Origin of the sequence: Crossiella sp. CA198 (assembly GCF_052078295.1) — a bacterium.
In the GTDB taxonomy this organism is placed as follows: Bacteria; Actinomycetota; Actinomycetes; order Mycobacteriales; family Pseudonocardiaceae; genus Crossiella.
The window spans coordinates 139,646-160,698 of the sequence record NZ_JBQJIM010000006.1 but is presented as its reverse complement, the minus strand read 5'-3'; the positions used below and the strand labels follow the sequence as shown (position 1 = coordinate 160,698).

16 protein-coding genes are annotated in these 21,053 nt (G+C 70.0%); 10 read left to right on the top strand and 6 right to left on the bottom strand.

The annotated features are described in order from the left end of the window. Positions 1 to 10: 10 nt before the first annotated feature. Both ACTOWY_RS11920 and ACTOWY_RS11915 read right to left on the bottom strand, forming a co-directional pair. On the bottom strand, positions 11 to 619 hold the full coding sequence (locus ACTOWY_RS11920) for a DUF4232 domain-containing protein (RefSeq protein WP_441309659.1): 609 nt from the start codon (positions 617 to 619) through the stop codon (positions 11 to 13). 51 nt (positions 620 to 670) lie between these two features. Next, positions 671 to 1,720: a gamma-glutamylcyclotransferase family protein gene (locus tag ACTOWY_RS11915; protein ID WP_441309658.1), complete on the bottom strand. Its 1,050-nt coding sequence runs from the start codon at positions 1,718 to 1,720 to the stop codon at positions 671 to 673. Positions 1,721 to 2,115: 395 nt separating this feature from the next. On the opposite strand from ACTOWY_RS11915, the gene ACTOWY_RS11910 reads away from it, so the two are divergent. The 3 genes from ACTOWY_RS11910 (at position 2,116) to ACTOWY_RS11900 (ending at position 5,590) form a co-directional block, all read left to right on the top strand. Beyond that, positions 2,116 to 3,735, top strand: a complete 1,620-nt coding sequence (locus ACTOWY_RS11910) for a glycosyl hydrolase family 8 (protein ID WP_441309657.1) — start codon at positions 2,116 to 2,118, stop codon at positions 3,733 to 3,735. A gap of 225 nt (positions 3,736 to 3,960) precedes the next feature. After that, complete coding sequence (locus ACTOWY_RS11905) at positions 3,961 to 5,145, top strand: cytochrome P450 (protein ID WP_441309656.1); 1,185 nt, start codon at positions 3,961 to 3,963, stop codon at positions 5,143 to 5,145. A 16-nt stretch (positions 5,146 to 5,161) separates the two neighbouring features. Next, positions 5,162 to 5,590, top strand: coding sequence for a hypothetical protein (locus ACTOWY_RS11900; RefSeq protein ID WP_441309655.1), 429 nt, complete (start codon positions 5,162 to 5,164; stop codon positions 5,588 to 5,590). A gap of 26 nt (positions 5,591 to 5,616) precedes the next feature. On the opposite strand, the gene ACTOWY_RS11895 is transcribed toward ACTOWY_RS11900, so the two are convergent. Further along, positions 5,617 to 5,985 carry a hypothetical protein gene (locus ACTOWY_RS11895; protein WP_441309654.1) on the bottom strand — a complete coding sequence of 123 codons (369 nt, stop codon included), beginning with the start codon at positions 5,983 to 5,985 and terminating at the stop codon, positions 5,617 to 5,619. A 279-nt stretch (positions 5,986 to 6,264) separates the two neighbouring features. Between ACTOWY_RS11895 and ACTOWY_RS11890 the strand changes: the two genes are divergently transcribed. From ACTOWY_RS11890 to ACTOWY_RS11875, 4 genes are all read left to right on the top strand, one after another. After that, a complete protein-coding gene (locus ACTOWY_RS11890; RefSeq protein ID WP_441309653.1) occupies positions 6,265 to 7,113 on the top strand; it encodes a helix-turn-helix domain-containing protein in 849 nt (282 codons plus the stop codon). 16 nt (positions 7,114 to 7,129) lie between these two features. Further along, complete coding sequence (locus ACTOWY_RS11885; protein ID WP_185001528.1) at positions 7,130 to 7,339, top strand: DUF397 domain-containing protein; 210 nt, start codon at positions 7,130 to 7,132, stop codon at positions 7,337 to 7,339. 139 nt (positions 7,340 to 7,478) lie between these two features. Beyond that, positions 7,479 to 9,356 (top strand): glycoside hydrolase family 97 catalytic domain-containing protein, encoded by a 1,878-nt coding sequence (locus ACTOWY_RS11880; RefSeq protein WP_441309652.1) that lies wholly within the window; start codon positions 7,479 to 7,481, stop codon positions 9,354 to 9,356. 141 nt (positions 9,357 to 9,497) lie between these two features. Then, the gene (locus ACTOWY_RS11875; RefSeq protein ID WP_441309651.1) at positions 9,498 to 10,091 is read left to right on the top strand and encodes an HAD family acid phosphatase; all 594 of its coding nucleotides are present in this window, start codon (positions 9,498 to 9,500) and stop codon (positions 10,089 to 10,091) included. A gap of 80 nt (positions 10,092 to 10,171) precedes the next feature. On the opposite strand, the gene ACTOWY_RS11870 is transcribed toward ACTOWY_RS11875, so the two are convergent. After that, on the bottom strand, positions 10,172 to 11,170 hold the full coding sequence (locus ACTOWY_RS11870; RefSeq protein ID WP_247763373.1) for a LacI family DNA-binding transcriptional regulator: 999 nt from the start codon (positions 11,168 to 11,170) through the stop codon (positions 10,172 to 10,174). A gap of 427 nt (positions 11,171 to 11,597) precedes the next feature. Beyond that, positions 11,598 to 12,995: an LVIVD repeat-containing protein gene (locus ACTOWY_RS11865; protein ID WP_247762862.1), complete on the bottom strand. Its 1,398-nt coding sequence runs from the start codon at positions 12,993 to 12,995 to the stop codon at positions 11,598 to 11,600. A 176-nt stretch (positions 12,996 to 13,171) separates the two neighbouring features. On the opposite strand from ACTOWY_RS11865, the gene ACTOWY_RS11860 reads away from it, so the two are divergent. The 3 genes from ACTOWY_RS11860 to ACTOWY_RS11850 all read left to right on the top strand — a co-directional run bounded on the left by ACTOWY_RS11860 (position 13,172) and on the right by ACTOWY_RS11850 (position 20,593). Continuing rightward, positions 13,172 to 13,813, top strand: a complete 642-nt coding sequence (locus tag ACTOWY_RS11860; protein ID WP_441309650.1) for a DUF305 domain-containing protein — start codon at positions 13,172 to 13,174, stop codon at positions 13,811 to 13,813. 159 nt (positions 13,814 to 13,972) lie between these two features. After that, positions 13,973 to 17,224: a S8 family serine peptidase gene (locus ACTOWY_RS11855; protein WP_441309649.1), complete on the top strand. Its 3,252-nt coding sequence runs from the start codon at positions 13,973 to 13,975 to the stop codon at positions 17,222 to 17,224. Between the two features lie 153 nt (positions 17,225 to 17,377). Further along, positions 17,378 to 20,593 carry a S8 family serine peptidase gene (locus ACTOWY_RS11850; protein ID WP_441309648.1) on the top strand — a complete coding sequence of 1,072 codons (3,216 nt, stop codon included), beginning with the start codon at positions 17,378 to 17,380 and terminating at the stop codon, positions 20,591 to 20,593. Between the two features lie 9 nt (positions 20,594 to 20,602). Here ACTOWY_RS11850 and ACTOWY_RS11845 read toward each other — a convergent pair whose 3' ends face one another. Further along, the gene (locus ACTOWY_RS11845) at positions 20,603 to 20,908 is read right to left on the bottom strand and encodes a hypothetical protein (RefSeq protein WP_185001533.1); all 306 of its coding nucleotides are present in this window, start codon (positions 20,906 to 20,908) and stop codon (positions 20,603 to 20,605) included. Positions 20,909 to 21,053 lie beyond the last annotated feature (145 nt).

The window sequence follows — 21,053 nt, the reverse complement described above, 5'->3', positions numbered from 1 at the left end:
CGCTCCCAGCTCACACGGGGTGATAGGCGGAGCCTTCGATCTTGCCCTGCTGGCACACCGGTCCGAAAGACCAGCCGAGTTCGAACGGCGTGCGTTCGTCCGGCGGGATCACGCTGATCTTGGCTGGGGCGGGCTGGCACGGGCCGGAGGTCGGCTCGCCCGGACCGGGCACCGCGCCCCAGTGCAGGTCCTTGCCCGCCTTGCCACCGGGGCGCAGCGTGACCAGCTTCGGTCCCGGGTTGGCCTTGCGCTCCAGCTGGGTGCGCAGCGCGTTGCCCGAACCGTCCAGCAGGGCCAGGCCGCCGTAGCCGTAGAGCGTGCAGCCGGCCTTGCCGGTGTTGGTCACCAGCAGCGTCGCGTAGCGCTGCCCGGCGCCGGGATCACCGGCCTTCAGCTCGCCGCGCAGCTGGGCCGCGGTGCACCGGCCGGTCTGCGCCTCCGCGGTCACCTCCGGCGGTTGTTCCCTGGCCGCCGGCGTGCTGCTCGGACTGGCCGCCGCGCTGCTGGTGCCCGGCGTCGAACTGCTTGGCGTGCCGCTGCCAGGGGACTGGGCGGCCGGTTGGCCGCAGGCGGCGAGCAGGGTCAGCGCGGACAGCGCCAGCAAAGGTCGGACGCGCACGTCAGGTCTCCTCCCGAGTCGGCCCCCTCGGGTTTCCCGCTGCGGCGATCTTCACACGTGCCCGGCCGGCCAGGACGGCACCACGCGGAACCCGTCGGTGGCCGCGGCGAAGACGTAGGTCCAGCACACCGTGCCGTCGGCCAGGGTGATCCGGATCCGCCGGTACTCCGCGCCCTCGTACTCATCCAGCACCGGCAGCGCGGCCACCGGATCGGCCAGCGGCAGCAGCCATCCCGGCACCTGTCCGGACGCGCCGACCAGCAGCCCCGGATAACCCTCGCCGGTGTCGTACAACGTGCCTGGCACGCTCGCCCGCCGGGGCGTTCCGCTGACCCACGGGGCAGCCAGTGACCAGGCCGAAGCGCCGGGCTGCAGGGTGCCGTAGACGAACACCCGGTCCGGCCACAGCCCCGGATCCGGCGCGCCGGTGATCTCGGTGACCGCCAGCCCGCAGGACCCCGGCACGCCGGTCAGCGCCCGTGCCGCGTCCTGGGACAGCTCCTGGCAGCGCACCGGCAGGCCGTCCACCAGCAGCGGTTCGCGCACCACCCCGCGGGCCACGTAGGAGAGCACCCCGTCCAGGTGCGCGCCGGTGCCCAGGGTCACCCGGCCGGTGTGCACCCTGGCCAGCCGGTAGCGCTCACCGCGCCCCTCCACCACGTCCAGCACCAGCAGCTGCGCTGGCGTGGCCAGCCACACCGCGTGCGTCTCGGTCACCCCCGGCGCGGCGGCCAGGGTGGCCGGGCGGGCGCCGTCGCGCAGCCGGAACCCGCTGGCCCACACCGCGGCCAGGCCGGCGCAGTGCGCCCGCAGCACCACCACCGCACCGGGCAGCTCCAGGTTGCGCCGCAGCCAGGTGATCTTGGACGGGCACCGGTTGGAGCCGTAGGTCAGCACCGGGATCCGCCCGGACAGCGGCACCTCACCGCGCTGGACCAGCCATTCGTCCAGGTCAAGACCCTCCGGTTCGACCACCGCGCCGCAACTGGTCTCGCGCAGCGGCCAGGCGAGGCCGTCGGCGTGCAGGTAGGAGCTGGGCGGCACCGTGCCCGGGTACGGGTCGGCGGGGAAGTCCTCGTCGCGGTACACGGCTCCAGCCAACCATCGACTTTCGTCAGCGCGCCGCTCGACCTCCGGGCGTACTTCCGCGCCGGGCCCGCGAATAACGTTCCCGGTGTTGAAACCCCCACTGCGCAAGCTCCGGCGGATGGCCCTACCCGGACCGCCGGAACCGGGGGTGCTGACCAGGCGGGCGTCCATCGGCATGGGGGAGAGATGGGCGCCCGCCTCCTTTTCGAACGCCGCCATCGCGCAGGCCGCACCGGCCGCCGCCGCGGGTGTTCGGCCAGCTGGCCCAAACGATTGCGCCGAGCAGGCCAGTGTGCGTCGCAATAGACAGGAAACTTACCTAACAACCTTGACGTCCGGGGTGGCCTGGGTCACCCTCGGATCCCCCTGCCGCTTCTCCCGATCCGCTAGTCGAGAGGACGCGAACAATGAACGGCTCACCTCGGCTGATCACCGGTGTCGTGGTCACGACACTGCTCGCCGGTCTCTGCGTCGGCGCGGGCACCGCCTCCGCGGCCGCCAACCTCGCGCTCGGTGCAAACGTCAGCACGTCCTCCGCGGAGGACGCCTCGCTGGCAGGCCCCTCGGCCGTGGACGGGAACACCGGCACCCGGTGGGCCAGCGCCGAGGGCGCCGATCCACAGTGGATCCAGCTGGATCTGCGTGCTGCCAAGGACATCCGGCAGATCCGGCTCAACTGGGAGGCCGCCTACGCCAGGGCCTACCGGCTGGAGGCCTCCGACGACGGCACTACCTGGCGTGCCCTGCACAGCACCAGCGCGGGCGACGGTGGCCTGGACGAGATCAGCGTCAGCACCACCGCCCGGCACCTGCGGCTGACCGGCACCCAGCGCGGCACCGCCTACGGCTACTCGCTGTGGGAGTTCGAGGTCTACGGCGCGGGCAGCCAGGAACCGCCGCCCGCCAACGGATATCTGCCCGGCACGCTGCGCCCCTCGGTCTCCCAGGCCGAGCAGGACCAGGTGCTGTCCCGCTACTACCAGCAGTGGAAGACCAACTTCCTCACCACCAGCTGCGGCGGCGGCCAGTGGGCGGTGCGCTCGGTGGACGCCGACCACGCCTTCGTTGGCGAGGGCCAGGGCTACGGGATGACCATTTCCGCGCTGATGGCCGAGGTCGACCCGCAGGCACGCACGGTCTTCGACGGCATCCTGCGCTTCGTCAAGAACCACCCCTCGGTGATCGACCGCGACCTGCACGCGGCCGAGCAGAACCCGGACTGCGTCAGCGTCAACGGCAGCGATTCGGCCACCGACGCGGACCTGGAGATCGCCTACGCGCTGCTGCTGGCCGACCGCCGGTGGGGCAGCGGCGGGGCGTACAACTACCGCCAGGAGGCGCTGCGGATCATCGCCGCGATCAAGCGCAGCGAGGTCCACTCCGGCAACAAGCTGCCGCTGGTGGCCGACTGGGCCAGTTCCGGCTCGCACAACAACGGCTCGCGCTCCTCGGACTGGATGCCCGGCCATTTCCGCGCCTTCGCCAAGGCCACCGGCGATTCCTTCTGGCACAGCGTGCGTGGCGCGACCGAGAACGCGGTCACCCGGTTGCAGCAGCAGTTCGCGCCGAACACCGGTCTGCTGCCCGATTTCGTGCAGGACACCCAGTCCGCGCTCCGGCCCGCGATCGGCAAGTTCCTGGAGAACGAGGTGACCGACGGCAAGTACAGCTGGAACGCCTGCCGCGACCCGTGGCGGCTGGGCGTGGACGCGATCACCGTCTCCGGCAGCGCGGCCCAGGCCCAGGTGCGCAAGATGAACGCCTGGATCAAGCAGGCCACCGGCGGTGACCCGAACCGCATCGCCAAGGGCTACGACCTCAACGGCACGGTGGTGGAGAGCGGCAGTTCGGCGGCCTTCTTCGCCCCGTTCGCGGTGGCCGCGATGGCCGATCCGGGCAGCCAGGCCTGGCTGGACCGGTTGTGGGCCAAGCTCGCCAGCACCTCGCTCAGCAGCACCGACTACTACGCCAGCAGCATCCAGGTCCAGGTGCTGCTCGTGCTCGCCGGACGGTACGTGGCGGCATGACCGATTTCCGACAGAAGAGACGATCGGGGGTTGTTTAGCCCTGGGCCGCAGACCACTCTTTCGGGTTGTTGGGAGCGGTCTCACGAACTGGGTTGAACCATCCCGGCACTGCGATCCGTACCAGGTACAGCAGGTCGCACCATGAACGTGAGGGGTTGTCCGTCTGGCGGCGGGGGCAACCCCTCACCCCTTTCGAAGTCCGGGGGCGCCGGGTTTGATGGCACGGTGCCCCCGGACTACCCGCCGAGCCGGGTGAACCCGCTCGACCCGCCACCGCGCTTCGCCCACCTGCGCGCGCACGAGCCGGTCTCACTGGTGCGCACCCCGCACGGCGAGACGGTCTGGCTGGTCACCCGGCACGCCGACGCCCGGTTCGTGCTCGGCGATCCGCGGTTCTCCAGCGATCCGGCCAATCCGGGCTTCCCGCGGATCCGGCCCGCGCCGGAGGGCCCGCGCCTGCCCGGCATATTCCTCTCGATGGATCCGCCGGAACACGGCCGGTTCCGCCGGATGCTCACCGGCGAGTTCACCGTGCGCCGGATGGCCGCCCTGCGCCCCGGCATCCAGGCCGTGGTCCGGGACTGCCTGGCCGGGCTGCTCGGCCAGGGCCCGCCAGCCGACCTGATGGCCTGCTTCGCCCGGCCGTTGCCCGCACTGGTCATCTGCGACCTGCTCGGCGTGCCCTTCGCCGACCGCGAGTTCTTCGCCAGTCGCAGCGAGATCCAGCTGGACCGCTCCCGGCCGGGGCACGAGGTCACCGCGGCCATGGCCGAGCTGTGGGACTACCTGGACGGCCTGGTCGCGGGCAAGCTCGCCGACCCGGCCGCGGACCTGATCAGCAGACTGGCCGTGCGGCGGGTGCGCACCGGCGAGCTGACCAAGGACGACCTGGTCGGGATGAGCAGGCTGCTGCTGGTCGCCGGACACGAGACCACCGCCAACATGATCGGCATCGGCGTGCTGCTCCTGCTGCGCAACCCCGCGCTGTGGGCGGAACTGCGCGCCGATCCGGAGCTGCTGCCCGCCGCGGTGGAGGAGCTGCTGCGGCACGCCACCGTGGTGCAGCAGGGCGTGGTGCGGGCGGTGCTGGGCGAGGTGGACCTCGGCGGTGTGCGGCTGGCCCGCGGCGACGGCGTGATCGTCTCGCTGTCCTCGGCCAACCGGGACGCCGAGGTCTATCCGGAGCCGGACGAACTCGACCCGCACCGGCGTGCCGCCCCGCACCTGGCCTTCGGGCACGGGGTGCACCAGTGCCTCGGGCAGTTGCTGGCCAGGACCGAGCTGACCGAGGCCGTGCGCGCTCTGTTGCCGGTTCCGGGATTGCGGCTGGCCATTGCCCCCGATCAGGTGAAGTTCAGGCACGAGATGGCGGTTTACGGCGTGCGGGAGCTGCCGGTTGAGTGGCACTGATAATCGGGAGGACGAGATGACGACGCCGCAGCGCGCCCACCGGCGCTTGGTGCAACGCACCTACGGCAGCCTCGCCGATCCCGCGGACGCCGCGCGGACCTGGGCTGACCTGGCCGGACTGGTGCGTGGCGCCGGCACTTTCGACCCGGGTTGCACCACCTTCGTGGCCGCCTTCGACGCCGAGACGCCCGCAGGCGGTGAGGCCGCCTACCGGCACCTGCTGCTGATGGCCGAGGAGGACTGTCGCCGGGACGCCTCCGAGGATCCGGTCCCGCCGCGGCGCACCGGGGTGGACTTCGTGATCACCGTGGCTGATCAGCGCTTCTTCGTCAGCCTGCTCGCGCTGGCCGCGCCCGCGCTCTCCTTCACCCCGTGCGCGCAGTTCGCCAGGGGCACCGCCATCCCGGCGCCGCGCTGCTCGGAAACCCCCGTGCTCTGGGACTGATCTCCCAGGTCGCAGCTCTCCGGATCTCAGCCCGATTCCGCGGTCCGCGGTTCGGGCAGCCATTCGCCGGTGTGCCGGGGCGGGTTGAGCACCCGCCCGAGGTCCGCCCGGTCCAGGTCCACGCTGTGCGCGGCCACCGCGGCCCACAGCAGCGCCTCCCGGCGGCGGGTGATGCCGACCAGCACGATCACCAGCACGAGCAGCGCGCCGACCGCGCAACCACTGGCCAGGAACCGCGGCACGTTGAAACTGTGCAACGTCACCGAGACCGCTACCAGCGTGAATCCCACCAGCGCGGTATAGACCAAAAGCGAGGAGCGGCGGTCGAAGGCGCGGAATTCGACGCTGCGCTCGCGCAGTGAGGCCAGCAACAAACGTTGGTCACGTAGCGACATGTGCATATATTCGGCAATGCGTTCCTCAATCGGGTTCAGCTCGCCTGCCCGATGTCGGTGAGTGCTGGCCGAATGCGCGGCGGGCGACGGAAAGGTCGCCGGGGTGCTCATGGGCCTGGTCCCTTCCTGCTGCCTCGCCGGGGTCACTCGAATGAGTGAGGCAGGGTGACCTGTACCGTGCAGCCACCCAGACTTATCGCACAGTAAAACAGAATGTTCCATTTCCACATCCCTCGATGGTGTAACTGTGCGTGCTGGAGGTTGACGAGGAGGCGCTGCATGGCCGAGAGCCCCACGGTGCGCCGCAGGCACGTCGGCGCCGAACTGCGCCGGTTGCGCGAGTCCGCCGGCGTGGACCGGGAGAGCGCGGCCGAGCTGCTCGACTGCTCGCTGTCCAAGATCACCAAGATCGAACTGGGCAACGTCGCGGTGAAGCGGGCCGAGCTGGAGCGGCTACTGGAGCGCTATGCCGCGCCTGCAGAGCTGTCGGCGTCCCTGCTGGTCATCGCGGCCGAGGCGAAGAAGCGCGGCTGGTGGTCGCGCTATGGCAAGGCGGTGCCGGACTGGTTCCGCACCTTCGTCGGCCTGGAGTCGGCCGCCTGCGAGATGCGGGTCTACGAGGCCGAGCTGATCACCGGCGTGCTGCAGACCGAGGCGTACACCAGGGCGGTGATCGCCGCGGTCAGCCCGGAGCTGGCCGAGGAGCAGGTGGAGCGGCTGGTGCGGGTGCGCGCGGAGCGGCAGTCCCGGCTGCTCAGTGGTGACCCTCAGCGACTGAACCTCATCATGAGCGAGGCCGCTGTCCGTCGAATGGTGGGCGGTCCGGCGATTATGCGAGAACAACTCGCATTTCTGGTGGCGGTCCAGCGCAGGCCCAACGTCACCATCCAGGTGCTGCCTTTCCGGTCCGGGGCGCACGCGGCCATCGGATTCACCTTCACCATGCTCCGTTTCCCTGACGAACCAGCTCCTACGCTGGTGTATCTGGAGGATCTGACCTCGGCCGCCTATCTCGATGAAGCGGCGGATTTGGACGTGTATAAGCTCACGTTCGACCGCCTGCAAGCGTTGGCACTCGGCCCGGCCGAGTCCGTTGCGGTCATCGAACAGGCAGTAAGTGAATTCTGAGTATATAGGGGTCAGTATGTTGTCCTCCGACCTTTTCTACGCCACCTGGCGAACCTCCAGCCGCAGCAGCGGCAATGGCGGCCAGTGCGTGGAGGTCGCTGTCGTTCCGGACGTCGTCGGCGTGCGGGACTCCAAGAACGCCAGCGGCCCTGCCCTGGTGTTCACTCCCGGCGCGTGGGGCACCTTCCAGTCGACACTGCTGGCCGGGTCCTTCGACCTGGTCTAGTCGCGGCCGGCGGGCGAGGGCGGTCGACACGGTCGGCCGCCCTCTCTTCATACGAAGGCTGAAAACGTATACAGGAGTACTTCACGCGACCGGGTTGACTCGGAGTGCCTGCCGCCAGGTATCTGGGAGGGAACGCACGATGAGACGACAATCGCCGCCTCGCCGCGGCGCCAGGGTCGCGCTGGTCTGGGTGCTGGCCGGTAGCGCGGTCACGCTCAGCCTGCCCGCGATCGGCAGTGCGGGCACCGCGACGAACTGGCAGCTCACCGCGCCCGGCGCCCGCTCCGTGCCAGGCGCGGCCGCGACCCCGTCGGCCGAGCTGGACCTGGGCGCGGACGGCAGGCTGAAGCTGACCGTGCGCCGGGGTGAGACCACCGTGCTGGAACCGTCCGCGCTGGGGGTGGAGACCGCGCACGCGGACTTCACCAGCGGCCTGCGGTTCACCGGCATCAGCCAGCGCGCGGTGCACGAGAAGTACACCACCAGCGTGGGCAAGCGCCGCGAGCACAGCACGGACGCGGCCGAGACCACCTTGCGCTTCACCAAGGACGGCCAGCGGATCGACGTGGTGGTCCGGGTTTCCGCCGACGGCGTGGCCTACCGCTACGTGCTCGCCGGGCCGAAGTGGGTGACCGTGGTCGGGGAGGCATCGGAGTTCGCGGTGCCCGCCGCCGCGGACTCCTTCCTGCTGCCCTTCGACAACGGGCGCGGGGACTACGAGTCGGCGCACAAGCACAGCAGCGTGGCCCAGGCCGAGGCCACCGAGTACGGCTATCCCTCGCTGTTCAAGGTCGGCGACAGCTGGCTGCTGCTGGCCGAGTCCGATGTGGACGGTCGCTACGGCGGCTCGCGGGTGCGGCTGGACCCGGCCGACCGGCGCTTCAAGCTGGTGCTGCCGGATCCGGCCGAGGTGAGCAACGGCCCGCTGGCCACGCCGTGGCGGACCATGGTGGTCGGCGATCTGGCCACGGTGACCGAAAGCGACCTGATCACCGATCTGGCCCCGCCGTCCAAGATCGCGGACACCTCCTGGATCAAGCCCGGCGTCGCGGCCTGGTCCTGGTGGGCGCTGGGCACCGGCGATCTGAACCTGCAGAAGCGCTACGTGGACTACGCGAGCAAGCAGGGCTGGGAGTACAACCTGGTCGACTCGGGCTGGGCGGACGCCTGGATCCCGGACCTGGTCGCCTATTCCAAGGCGCGCAACGTGGACACCTGGCTGTGGGTGCGCTGGCAGACCATCGACACCCCCAGTGAGCTGGAACGGCTGTTCAAGCGGTACCAGGACTGGGGCGTGGTAGGCCTGAAGATCGACTTCGTGGAGTCCGACGGCCAGGACCGGATGCGCTGGTACGACATGGTTTTCGCGGCCGCGGCCAAGTACAAGTTGATGCTCAACTTCCACGGGGCGCCGATCCCGAGGGGCACCGAGCGCACCTGGCCGCACGTGATGACGGTGGAGGCGGTCAAGGGCGCGGAGGGCACCAAGCCGCGGCCGGGACGCGAGCCGTTCCCGATCGAGCACTACCTGACCCTGCCGTTCACCAGGAACCTGACCGGCTCGATGGACTTCACCCCGGTGACCTTCAGCGGGGTGCGGCCCAACTCCGACGCCGGTGAGCTGGCCCTGTCCGTGGTCTTCGAGTCCGGCGTGCAGCACTTCGCGGACAGCCCGGAGAACTACGCCAAGCAGCCACTGGCCGAGGAGCTGCTGCGCTCGGTCCCGGCGGCCTGGGACGAGACCAAGCTGGTCGACGGTGATCCTGGCAAGCACGCGGTGTTCGCCCGGCGCGCCGGCGGCGAGTGGTATGTCGGCGCGGCGCTGGCCGGGCCGGGCCGCACCGTGGACGCGGCGCTGTCCTTCCTGCCCGCGGGCGAGTGGACGGCCGAGATCTACGGCGACGGCCCTGAAGGCAAGATCGCCCGCACCAGTCAGCGGGTGAGCCGGGACAGCACCCTGTCGGTGCCGGTGGCCAAGAACGGGGGCTACGTCGTCCGGCTGCGCCCGGCGAGCTGATCGCCGGATTTCCCGAAGACAGTTCGCGTTACCGCCGTTCGGTGCTACCGACCGGTAAACCTCGCGGTCACGCTGTCGTCACGCGCCTGCACTGCACTTGCCGGGCGCGTGACGACAGCGCGCTGACTGCGAGGAGACGACATGCGGGTTCTGCGATCCGCCCTGGCCGGGATGATCACGGTGGCGGCCCTGGGCCTGGGCGCGCCCGCGGCGCTGGCCGCCCCCACCGCCCCGGCCAGGATCGCGGCGGACAAGCCCCCGTACGAGACCTGGATCCGGGACGTCACCGCGGTGACCACCCAGCTCAGCGCCTACCTCGACGGCAGGCTGCCCGGCGGCGGCAAGAAGGCCGTGGTCTTCGACATCGACAACACCACGCTGGAGACCGCCTACAACTTCGGCATCCCCACCCCGGCCATCCCGCCGGTGCTGGCCGCGGCCAAGCGGGCCAAGCAGCAGGGCGCGGCGATCTTCTTCGTCACCAACCGCCCGTACCTGCTCGGCCTGCCCACCGAGGACAACCTCAAGCGCGTCGGCTACCCCGTGGACGGCCTGTACCTGCGCCCCTGGTTCAACTTCGACCCGACCGAGAAGGTCAAGACCGACGCCCGCATCGCCATCGAGAAGCTGGGTCACACCATCGTCGCCAACGTCGGCAACAACACCTGGGACCTGGCGGGCGGCCACGCCGAACGCACCTTCAAGTTCCCGGACTACGACGGGGCCCTGGACTGAGCAGACCGGCCTGAGCAACAAACGTGGACGCCACCCTGACCCGGTGGCGCCCACGAATGTTCGCGCTTGCTTGGTTCTGCTTACGCCGACGGCGCCGGTGCGGTCGAAGCCCGCACCACCAGCTCCGGCGGCGTGGGGAGCACCAGCTTGCTGGGCCGGTTCCCCTGGAGCACCTGCAACAACATGTGTGCCGAGGCACGGCCCAGCTCCCGTTGCGGCGTCTTCACCGCGGTCAGGGGAGGGTCGGTGTGCGCCGCGACGATGTGCTCGTCGATGGCGATCACGCTCAGGTCGTGCGGCACGGAAAGGCCCAGCTCACGGGCTGCGCTGAGAGTGCCGAGGGCACTCAGCAGGTTGGCCACCACCAGGGCGGTCGGCCGTTGGGCGGCCGGCGCGTCCAGGATGTGCAGGGCTGCCTGGTGGCCGCCCCGCCAGTGGAAGTTGCCGTCGCAGATCCATTCCGGGCGCACGGTGAGCCCGTGCGACCGCATGGCCGCGGCGAAACCCTGGCGCCGCCGCAGGCCGGTGTCGGTGCGCAGTGGGCCGCTGACATGACCGATCCGCCGGTGCCCCAGCTCCACCAGGTGATCGACCATGATCGAGACGTTGCGCACCTCGTCCATCACCACCGCGGCCGGGTAGCCGGGGGTGCCGCGCTGCACGAGCACCATGGGCAGGTGCTCGCGGGAGGCCCACTCCTGGATGTTCGGGTCGTCGACGCTGGCGAAGGCCACCAGCACGCCGTCCACCTTGCCTTCGAGCCCGAGCTTGTCGTAAGCGTTGCCCGCGCCTTCGCCGCTGCCCGCCTCGACCACCATCAGCGTGTAGTCCTGCTCGGTCGCCACTTCCTGGACGCCCCGCATTATCTGCGTGAAGCCGAAATTGTCCAGGTCGGGCACGAGCAAACCAATGGCCTGCTGTCGTTGCAGGCGCAGCGCGCGCGCCTGTGCGTTCGGTCGATACCCGAGCGCTTCGGCCGCGTCGAGCACCCGCTGCCGTGTCTCCGCCCGATAGGCGGTGTCCTGTCCCCGCAACAGCCGCGAGGCTGTCGACACATCCACCCCGGCCGCCGCCGCCACCTCGCGCAAGGTCGGACGATCACGCCGCCGACTTCGAGTGAGGGACAAGGACGCGCCGGGCGAAACTGCCACTGGCCGCCAGCCAGCGGCCTCTGGCCGAGTTACCACTCCAACCCCCTTGAACCCCCTCCGGTACAGCCGTCACTCTAGGGGGTTTGACGGCTGCTGAGTGTGGGCTGTCCAGGTGTCTCGGTGATCCCCACCCGAACGGCCGCAGTCAACTGGTGCAAGCTCGATAAAAGTGGAACTCCTGGACGCCGGACGCTACTCCGAACAGGCTCCCCGCACGACATTCGGCAACACTGATGGTTTAGGGAAGCTGTTGTAGGCAATCGGTTTCTGCCCCAGAACGCGACAACGGGGGCGCCGCACCCTCGCCTGGTTGGCAAGAATGCGACACCCCCGCAGGGTGTGTCGAGTTAGGACATCAGCCGAAGTAACGACCCTGGGTCTGCACGTTCAGCTCGTCGAAGTGCTGGAACTTCGCCAAGTCGGTGCGCCAGTCGTCGAGCCGGAGGACGTCGAAGCCCTTCTGGATGTCCGAGGAGTAGATGTAACCGTTGTACCAGTAGGCCGACCAGGAGCCGCCGGTCTTGAGCTGGGTGTCCGAGAGCGGACCGCGCTCCCAGAACCCGATCTCCTTGGGCTTGCTGGAGTCGGTGAAGTCCCACACCGACACGCCGCCCTGGTACCAGGCCTGGACCATGATGTCCTTGCCGGGAACCGGGATCAGCGAGCCGTTGTGCGCCACGCAGTTCTCGGTGTCCTTCTGCGGCCGCGGGATCTTGTAGTAGCTGCGGAAGACCAGCTTGCGCTTGTCGCCCTTGCCCACGATGTCGTAGACGCCGTTCGCGCCGCGCTTGTCGCCGGTGGCCGCGTTGCAGGTGGCACCGCCGCCGCCGCCCAGCTCGTCGGTGAAGACGACCTTGTCGCCGCGGTTGTTGAAGGTCGCGGAGTGCCAGAACGCGAAGTTCACGTCATCGCGCACCCGCTCGATCACCCTCGGCTTCTCCCGGTTGGAGATGTCGAAGAGGATGCCGTCGCCCATGCACGCGCCCGCCGCCAGGTCCAGCTTGGGGTAGACGGTGATGTCGTGGCAGCCCGAGGTGGCGGACAGGTTCGGGTTGGTGCCCGGGCTACCGCCGGGGTTGCCACCGTCCGGGAACAGCACCGGCGCGGAGATCACCGAGGCGGCCGCCGGGTTGCGCACCGGCACCTTCACGATGGAGATCTTGTCGTGCGGCGGCTTGCAGTCCGGGAAGCTCGCCGACGGGCCGTAGGAGGAGCTGTACAGGTACACGTTCTTGTTGCCCTTCTCGGGCACCAAGGTGTGCGTGTGCGACCCGCAGTCGTTCTCCACCGAGGCGACGTACTTCGGGTTGCGGACATCGCTGATGTCGAAGATCTTCACGCCCTCCCAGGACTCCTTGACCGTGGCCGGCTGGCTCACGTTCTCGCAGGAGTCGTTGCTGCGGGAGGAGTCGGTGGACAGGAACAGCAGGTTCCCGTGCACCGAGACGTCGTTCTGCCCACCTGGGCAGAGCACCTGGGCGACGCGCTTCGGCTTCGCCGGACGGCGGATGTCGAAGATGTCGAATCCGTTGTAGTTGCCCACGAAGGCGTAGTCGCCCTGGAAGGCCAGGTCGGTGCCGAGCGCGTTCTCCGGCGCGAACGGCCCTTCCTTCGGCAGGTTCGCGACCTGCTTCATGTTCCTGCTGCTGACGATCTGGTCAACGCCGGGGATGCCGTCGGTCGGCTCGGCTGCCACAGCTGGCGAGCCGGCGAGCGTGGAGGCGGCGACGAGCGCCGCTCCGGACAGCACCATCAGTAAACGGCGCGTAGTGCGTTGGGTAGACGCCACCCTCAAAGCTCCCATCGCGTGACGGCTGGATCTGTGCAGTATCTACGTGTGCTTTCGGTTAGGAAACAGCCTTTTGCCCCCCGCTGCACACAGTTTTTCCAGGTTCCCAGCAGGCGGACGCCCAGGTAGCGTCGCTGGTCGTGAGCCGTCTGCCCTGGAAAACCGGTGTCCTCGCGGCGTTCGCCGCCCTGTCGCTCACTGCCTGTACCGGCAACGGCACGGAGGGTGCGCCGCCGGAGGCCACCGGGCAGGTGCCGGTGATCGCGCCGGGCAGGCCTGGGGAGTCGGCGAAAACCTTGTCGAGCATGCCGCCGCTGGCCGAGCGGCCGCCCGGTGATGCCGATTTCCGCTATGTCTCGATGATGATTCCGCATCACCGGCAGGCGCTGGAGATGACCGCGCTGGCGCCGGAACGCGCCCAGCACCAGGACGTGCGCGGGCTGGCCGCGCGGATCGACAGTGCGCAGGCCCCGGAGATCCAGGCCATGTCGGCCTATCTGCAGCGGAACAAGAAACCGGTGCCGGAAGCGCATGGCGGACACGGTGACGCTGGCATGCCGGGGATGGCCTCCTTCGCGGACATGGTCCGGCTCAAGAACAGCAGGGGCGCGGACTTCGACAAGCTGTTCGTGCGCTTGATGATCGCCCACCACGAGGGCGCGGTGCAGATGGCCAACGAGGTGCTCGCCACCGGGCACGACATCTTCGTGGAGGAGATGGCCCAGGACGTCATCGCCACCCAGACCGCGGAGATCAAGCGGATGCGGGAAATGCGGTTCTGAACCGTTTCCGCCGGAAGCCTTGACGCACAACCGTTATGTGGGATGGCTAACGTCCATAATGGACTGTATTGAACAGTATTGAGTGGTCCGTTTGCGCCATTGAACTTCCTAGGATGGCGGGTTCTGCTCTTGGGCATCGTTCCCAAGAAGGGATCAGCCGTGACCAACCCCTCCACCCGCCGCTGGCGTGCGCCTGCCGCGGCCGTGCTGGCCGCAGCGCTGGGCACCGCCGCGTTCGGCCTGGCCGCGCCCGCTTCGGCGGCACCGCAACACAACCCGCCCCAGGCGGACAAACAGCTCGACAAGCGCGACCGGGAACTCCTGGCCGAGGCCGCCCGCGAGGGCAAGCAGCACGTGACCCTGCTGGTGGCCGCGGCCAAGGGGCGCACCGACACTGCCGTCGCGGAGCTGCGCTCGCTCGGCGGCGTCGTGGAGTCCACCGAGAAGAGCGTGGACTACGTCAAGGTCTCCGTGCCGAGGGAGAAGGCCGAACAGGTCGCGAAGCTGAAGTCGGTGGACGCCATCGACGTCGACGCGGTCATCCCGGTCGACGACCCGCGTCCGCAGCCCAACGGCGCGGTGCAGCCGCTGCCGCAGCAGGCGCCGGACGCCAAGACCCCCCGGGTCAACCCGTATATGCCCACCGGCGACATCGGCGCCGCGCAGTTCGGGCAGACGCTGCCGTTCTGGGACGGCCGGGGCACCACCATCGCGGTCCTGGACTCCGGCGTCGATCTGGACCACCCGGCGCTGGCCACCACCAGCACCGGCGAGCGCAAGATCGTCGACTGGTACACCGCGAACTCGCCGACCTCCGGCGACGGCACCTGGGTCGCGATGACCAAGACCGGCCGCACCGGCAAGTTCACCGAGGCCGGCCGCGAGTGGACCGCGCCCGGCTCGGGTGGCCCGTACTCCTTCGGCCTGTTCAAGGAGACCGCGCAGGACCTGGGCGCGGCGGGCAGCGAGATCGGCGGCGACGTCAACCGGGACGGCGACCGCGCCGACTCCTGGGGCGTGCTGCAGGACATCGTCACCAAGGAGGTCCGGGTCGACCTCAACGGCGACGGCGACTTCACCAACGACAAGGTGATGATCGACTACAAGGTCAAGCAGGACGTGCAGCACTTCGGCACGGACAAGGCCGACACCGCCAGCATCGTTGAGCGGATGGCCTTCGTGGTGCAGACCGACCGCTCGATCTACGACATCGGCGGCACCCCGTATGTCAGCCTGGGCATCGCCTCCGGTTCGCACGGTTCGCACGTGGCCGGCATCGCGGCCGGGCACAAGCTGCTCGGCGGCAACATCGCAGGCGGCGCGCCGGGCGCGAAGCTGATCTCGATCAAGGCCTGCCTGTCCAGCCCCGGCTGCACCTCCAGCGGGCTGCTCGACGGCGTGCTGTACGCGGCCAAGAACGGCGCGGACGTCATCAACATCTCCATCGGCGGACTGCCCGGCCTCAACGACGGCAACAACGCGCGGGCCGCGCTCTACAACCGCACCATCGCCGAGTACAAGATGCAGATCTTCATCTCGGCAGGCAACAGCGGCGCGGGCGCGAACACCGTGGGCGATCCCTCGGTGGCCACCGACGCGGTCAGCGTGGGCTCCTCGATCACCGCGGCGACCTGGCTGAGCAACTACGGCTCGGAGGCCGCGGCCAAGGAGGGTCTGCACCCGTTCTCCTCGCGCGGACCGGCCGAGGACGGCGGCTTCAAGCCGAACATCATCGCGCCCGGCTCGGCGATCTCCACCACGCTGCGCTGGCAGGCCCCCGGCCCGACCGCAGGCACCTTCCAGCTGCCCGCCGGGTACTCGATGTTCAACGGCACCTCGATGGCCTCCCCGCAGGCCACCGGCGCGGCCGCGCTGCTGCTCAGCGCGTACAAGGCCACCCACGGCGGGCAGCGTCCGACGCCCGCCCAACTGCGCAACGCGATCTACTCGAGCGCCAAGTTCCTGCCGAACCTGGGCGCCTACGAGCAGGGTGCGGGCAAGTTCGACGTCTGGGGCGCGTTCTTCGCGCTGCAGCGCGGACCGGCCACCGACACGGTGCGCACCGAGGTTGAGGTGGACACCTCGCTGGAAGGCCAGCTGGCCAAGCCGGGCTTCGGCGTCGGCATCCACGACCGCGAGGGCGTGACCGTCGGCAAGGCCTACACCAGGACCTACACCCTGACCCGCACCAGCGGCGCGGCGGGCAACCACCGCTACTCGGTGGACTGGGTCGGCAACGACGGCACCTTCTCCTCGGCGCGGTCGGTGCAGCTCCCGCTGAACACCCCGGTCAAGTTCGAGGTCAAGGTCAACCCGAAGGCGGCAGGCGCGCACTCCGCGCTGCTGCGCCTGGACAACCCGGCCACCCCTGGCATCGACTCCCAGGGCCTGGCCGCGGTCTTCGCCGCCCAGGACTTCACCGCCGCGGCCGGGTACAAGGTCAGCTCCACCGGTGAGATCGGCCGCAACCAGGCCAAGTCGGTCTTCGTGCGGGTGCCCCAGGGCGCCAGCGCACTCAAGATCGACCTGGCCGCCGGCGGCGCTGCGGGCAAGGGCCAGGTGCGCTTCCTGCGCTACGACCCGACCGGTGTGCCGAGGGATGTCACCTCGACCACCAACTGCTACAACCCGGACGCGGGCGCGGGTTGCTCGGGCGGCACCCCGAACAGCCGCACCATCACCAACCCGCAGCCTGGCGTGTGGGAGATCATCATCGAGGCCCGCCGGACCTCGGATGTGAAGATCGCGCCGTACTCGGTCACCGCCGAGGTGCTGGGCACCAAGATCACGCCCAACCCGGACGTGATCCCGACGGCCGCCATCGGCATCCCGCTGGAGCGCCAGTACAGCGTCGCCAACAACCTGGCCGGCTTCACCGGCAAGCTCGTCGGCGGCACCCTGGCCAGCGCGAAGACCGACCGGCCGAGCATCGCCAACCTGACGTCCCAGCAGTACGACGTCACGGTCCCGGCCGGCGCGACCAGCTTCACCGCCACCATCGGCAACACCGCCGACGCCGCCGCCGACCTGGACCTCACCGTCCAGAACTGCACCACCGGCAGCTGCGTGGACGCGGCGGCCAGCGCCGATGGCGACTCGGAGGAGTCGGTCACGATCGCCAATCCCGCCGCGGGCAAGTGGCGCGTGGTGATCGACGGCTACTCGGTGCCCGCGGGCAGCACGGCCTATGACTACCTCGACTCCTTCGTCGCGGCGGCCCTGGGCAACATCACGGCGACCGACACCGACGCCGCGCACGCGGCGGGCACCAGCTGGACCGTGCCCGCGAAGATCAACGTCAGCGGCCAGCCCGGCGCGGGCCGGCACCTGCGTGGCGATCTGCTGGTGCAGACCGCCGACAAGGTGACCGTCGGCCGCGGCGCCGTGCAGATCCAGGCCGTGACCGGCTGACCAACTGAATGAACGACGACCCCGTCCGGGCTGCACTCCCGGACGGGGTCTCGTTGTTTTCCAGCCCTGCCCCGGTTTCAAAGCGCCGAAACCGTCCATTGTGGATACCGTGCGACCGATGCTCCGCTGATCGTCCGCACGAAGGGTGCCGCCGTGACCACACCGCTTCGCCCGCCGCGTCATCCCGGCGCGGTGCTCCTGCTCGTCTGCTCGGTCCTGGCCGCGCTGAGTCTCACCGCGCTGCCCGCGACCGCCGCGCCGCCCGGCCCGGTCAAACAACTGGACAAGGCCGATCGCGGTCGGATCGCCGAGGCGCGCGGCGCCGGGCGGGCCACGGTCACCCTGCTGGTCGCCGCCGAGACCGGGCGGGCCGGGGACGCCGAGGCCGAGTTGCGGGGGCTGGGCGGGGTGGTGCGGGCGAGTGAGCCCGCGGTCGGATACCTCAAGGTCGAGCTGCCGGCCGGGCACGCCGAGCGGGCGGCCCGGCTGGCCTCGGTCAAGGCGGTGGACGTGGATCACCTGGTGCGCCGGGAGAATCCGCGGCCGGACGGCGCCGAGCAGCCGATCCCGCAGCCCGCGCCCGGCCCCGCGACCCCGCGCGACAACCCCTACCTGCCCACCAGGGACATCGGCGCGCCCGGCTTCGCCGCCGACGGCCGGGGCACCACCATCGCCATCCTGGACTCCGGCGTCGATCTGGACCACCCGGCGCTGGCCACCACCAGCACCGGTGAGCGCAAGATCGTCGACTGGCACACCGCGAACTCGCCGACCTCCGGCGACGGCACCTGGGTGGAGATGTCCGCCAAGCTCCACAATGGACAGTTCAACGCCGCAGACCGGGACTGGTCCGCACCCGCCACCGGTGGGCCGTTCTCCTTCGGCCTGTTCCGGGAGATCGCGCAGGATCTGGGCGTGAAGGACAGTGAGATCGGCGGCGACGTCAACCGGGACGGCGACCGCGCCGACTCCTGGGGCGTGCTGCAGGACACGGTCGGCAAGCAGGTCCGGGTCGACCTGGACGGCGACGGCGACTTCACCGACGAGACGCCGATGACCGACTACAAGGTCAAGCACGACATCGGCCACTTCGGCCAGGACCGGCCGCAGACACCGGTGCTGGACCGGGTCGCCTTCGTGGTGCAGACCGACCGCTCCACCTACGACGGCAAAGCGACTCCGTATGTGAGCCTGGGCATCGCCAGCGCCGCGCACGGCTCGCACGTGGCTGGCATCGCGGCCGGCAACAAGCTCTTCGGCGGGGCGATGGCCGGTGGCGCACCGGGTGCCAAGCTCATCTCGGTCAAGGCCTGCCTGGCCACCGTGGCCTGCACCTCCAGTGGTCTGGTCGACGGCGTGCTCTACGCCGCGCGCAACGGCGCCGACGTCGTCAACATCTCCATCGGCGGCCTGCCCGGTCTCAACGACGGCGACAACGCCCGCGCCGCGCTCTACAACCGCACCATCGCCGAGTACAAGGTCCAGCTGTTCATCTCCGCGGGCAATGAAGGCGCGGGCGCGAACACCGTCGGCGACCCCTCGGTGGCTGCGGACGCGGTCAGCGTGGGCTCCTCGATCACCGCCGAGACCTGGCTCGCCGACTACGGATCCGTGGTCTCGGCCAAGCAGGGCCTGCACCCGTTCTCCTCCCGCGGACCGGCGGAGAACGGCGGCTTCAAGCCGAACATCATCGCCCCCGGCGCGGCGATTTCCACTGTGCCGCCGTGGCAAACGCCGAGTCCGATCGCCGGCACCTATCCGCTGCCCGCCGGATACTCGATGTTCAACGGCACCTCGATGGCCTCCCCGCAGGCCACTGGCGGCGCGGCACTGCTGATCGGCGCGCACAAGGCCGCGCGCGGCGGCGTCCGGCCCGATCCGGCCTTGCTGCGCAACGCGATCTACTCCACCGCCCGCTTCCTGCCGAACCTGGGCGCCTACGAACAGGGCGCCGGACTGATGGACGTCCCGGCCGCTTTTGCCGCCCTGCAACGGGACCCGGCGCCGGAAGTGATCAAGGCCGAGGTCCCGGTCAAGACCGTCCTGTCCGGACAGCTGGCCAAACCCGATGTGGGCGTTGGCATCCACGATCGCGAAGGTGTCCAGGTCGGGGTGAGCTACACCCGCGCCTACACGCTCACCCGCACCACCGGATCGGCGAACCGGGCCTGGCACAAGGTGGAATGGCTCGGCAACGACGGCACCTTCAGCTCCGCCAGCAGCATCCGGCTACCGCTGAACCAGCCGGTCACCCTGGCGGTGCGGATCACTCCGCGCACCGCGGGCGCGCATTCCGCGCTGCTGCGCGTCGACAACCCGATGACCCCCGGCGTCGACCTGTTCACCCTCAACTCGGTGTTCGCACCGCTGGAACTCAACGCCGCCAACGGTTTCACCGCCAGCGCCGACGGCGAGGCCGGACGCAACAGCACCCGCTCCACCTTCGTCAGGGTGCCCGAGGGCAGCACCGGGCTGAAGATCGATTTCGCCGGTGGCAACGCGCCGGGCAAGGGACAGCTGCGGTTCCTGCCCTTCACCCCCACCGGCCAGCCGTACGAGGAGACCGGGTCCCGGTTCTGCTACCTGCCTGACGGCGGTGGCGGCTGTCCCACCGGTTCACCGAGCAGTCGCACGGTGCTCGCGCCGCAGCCGGGGGTGTGGGAGATCGTCGCCGACGCCCGGCGCACCTCCGACGCGCTCACCGCCCCGTTCACCGTGACCATGGCCGCGCTGGCGATCAAGATCCAGCCGGATCCGGATGTGCTGGCCACCGCGCCGCTCGGCCAGCCGGTGCCCAGGGAGTACGCGCTGCACAGCACCATGGCCGCCTTCACCGGACGGCTGGCCGGCGGACCGCTGGGCAGCGCGCGCACGCTGCGGCCCAGTATCGCCGCGGGCGCCCAGCAGAGTTACGAGGTGACCCTGCCCGAGGGCACCTCCACGCTCACCGTGCGCACCGGCAACCCGGCCGACCCCGGCGCCGACCTGGACCTGCTGGTCTTCGACTGCTCCAGCGGCGTCTGCACGCAGGCCGGGTCCAGCGGCGGGCCCACCGCGACGGAGAAGGTGACCATCACCGACCCGAAGGCCGGGCGCTGGCGGATCGAGATCGACGGCTACGCGGTGCCTGCCGGCAGCACAGCCTATGACTACCTGGACCTGTATGCCGCGCCCGCACTCGGCGCGGTCGAGGTGCGTGACACCGATCAGGCAAGGCCGAGCGGCAGCACCTGGACGGTGCCGGGCACGGTGACCGCGCGCAGCGATCTGGCGCCGGGCCGGGCATTGCGCGGTGAACTCCAGGTCCGCACCACCGCCGAGGGCGTGGCCGCCATCAGCGGGGTCGAGGTCCGTAGCGTCAGCGGCTGAACCGGCTGATCACGACGGCCCCACACCGGGCTGCACTCCCGGTGTGGGGTCGTCTCGCGGGATCAGCCGATCCAGTTCCACTGAGGTGACAGAGGGCAGCGCGGCGGCTCGTTCCACGGCGTCGAGGGGCACTTCGACCCGCAGATAACCGACCGCACCGTCACTGACCTCCACAGTCGCTCCGAGTTCGCGTAGCCCCGTGGTGACCTTCTCGGTCGCCCCGGGTTCGGTGAACACCATGAGCAGCATGGTCTTCCGGCCCTCCTGACGGGCCTTGGCCACCTGCTGGCGTTTCGCCTCATCAAGCTTGCGCACTGGCGACTCGCTACTGACCTGCGTACTGGGCGAACCACTGGACGTGGCCGAGGGCGGGGAACCGGCCTGGGGCCGCACGCCGCATGAGCCGAGCGCAAGGGCGGCCGTGACCGCGAACACCCCAGCACCGACCCGGCAGAGCGGA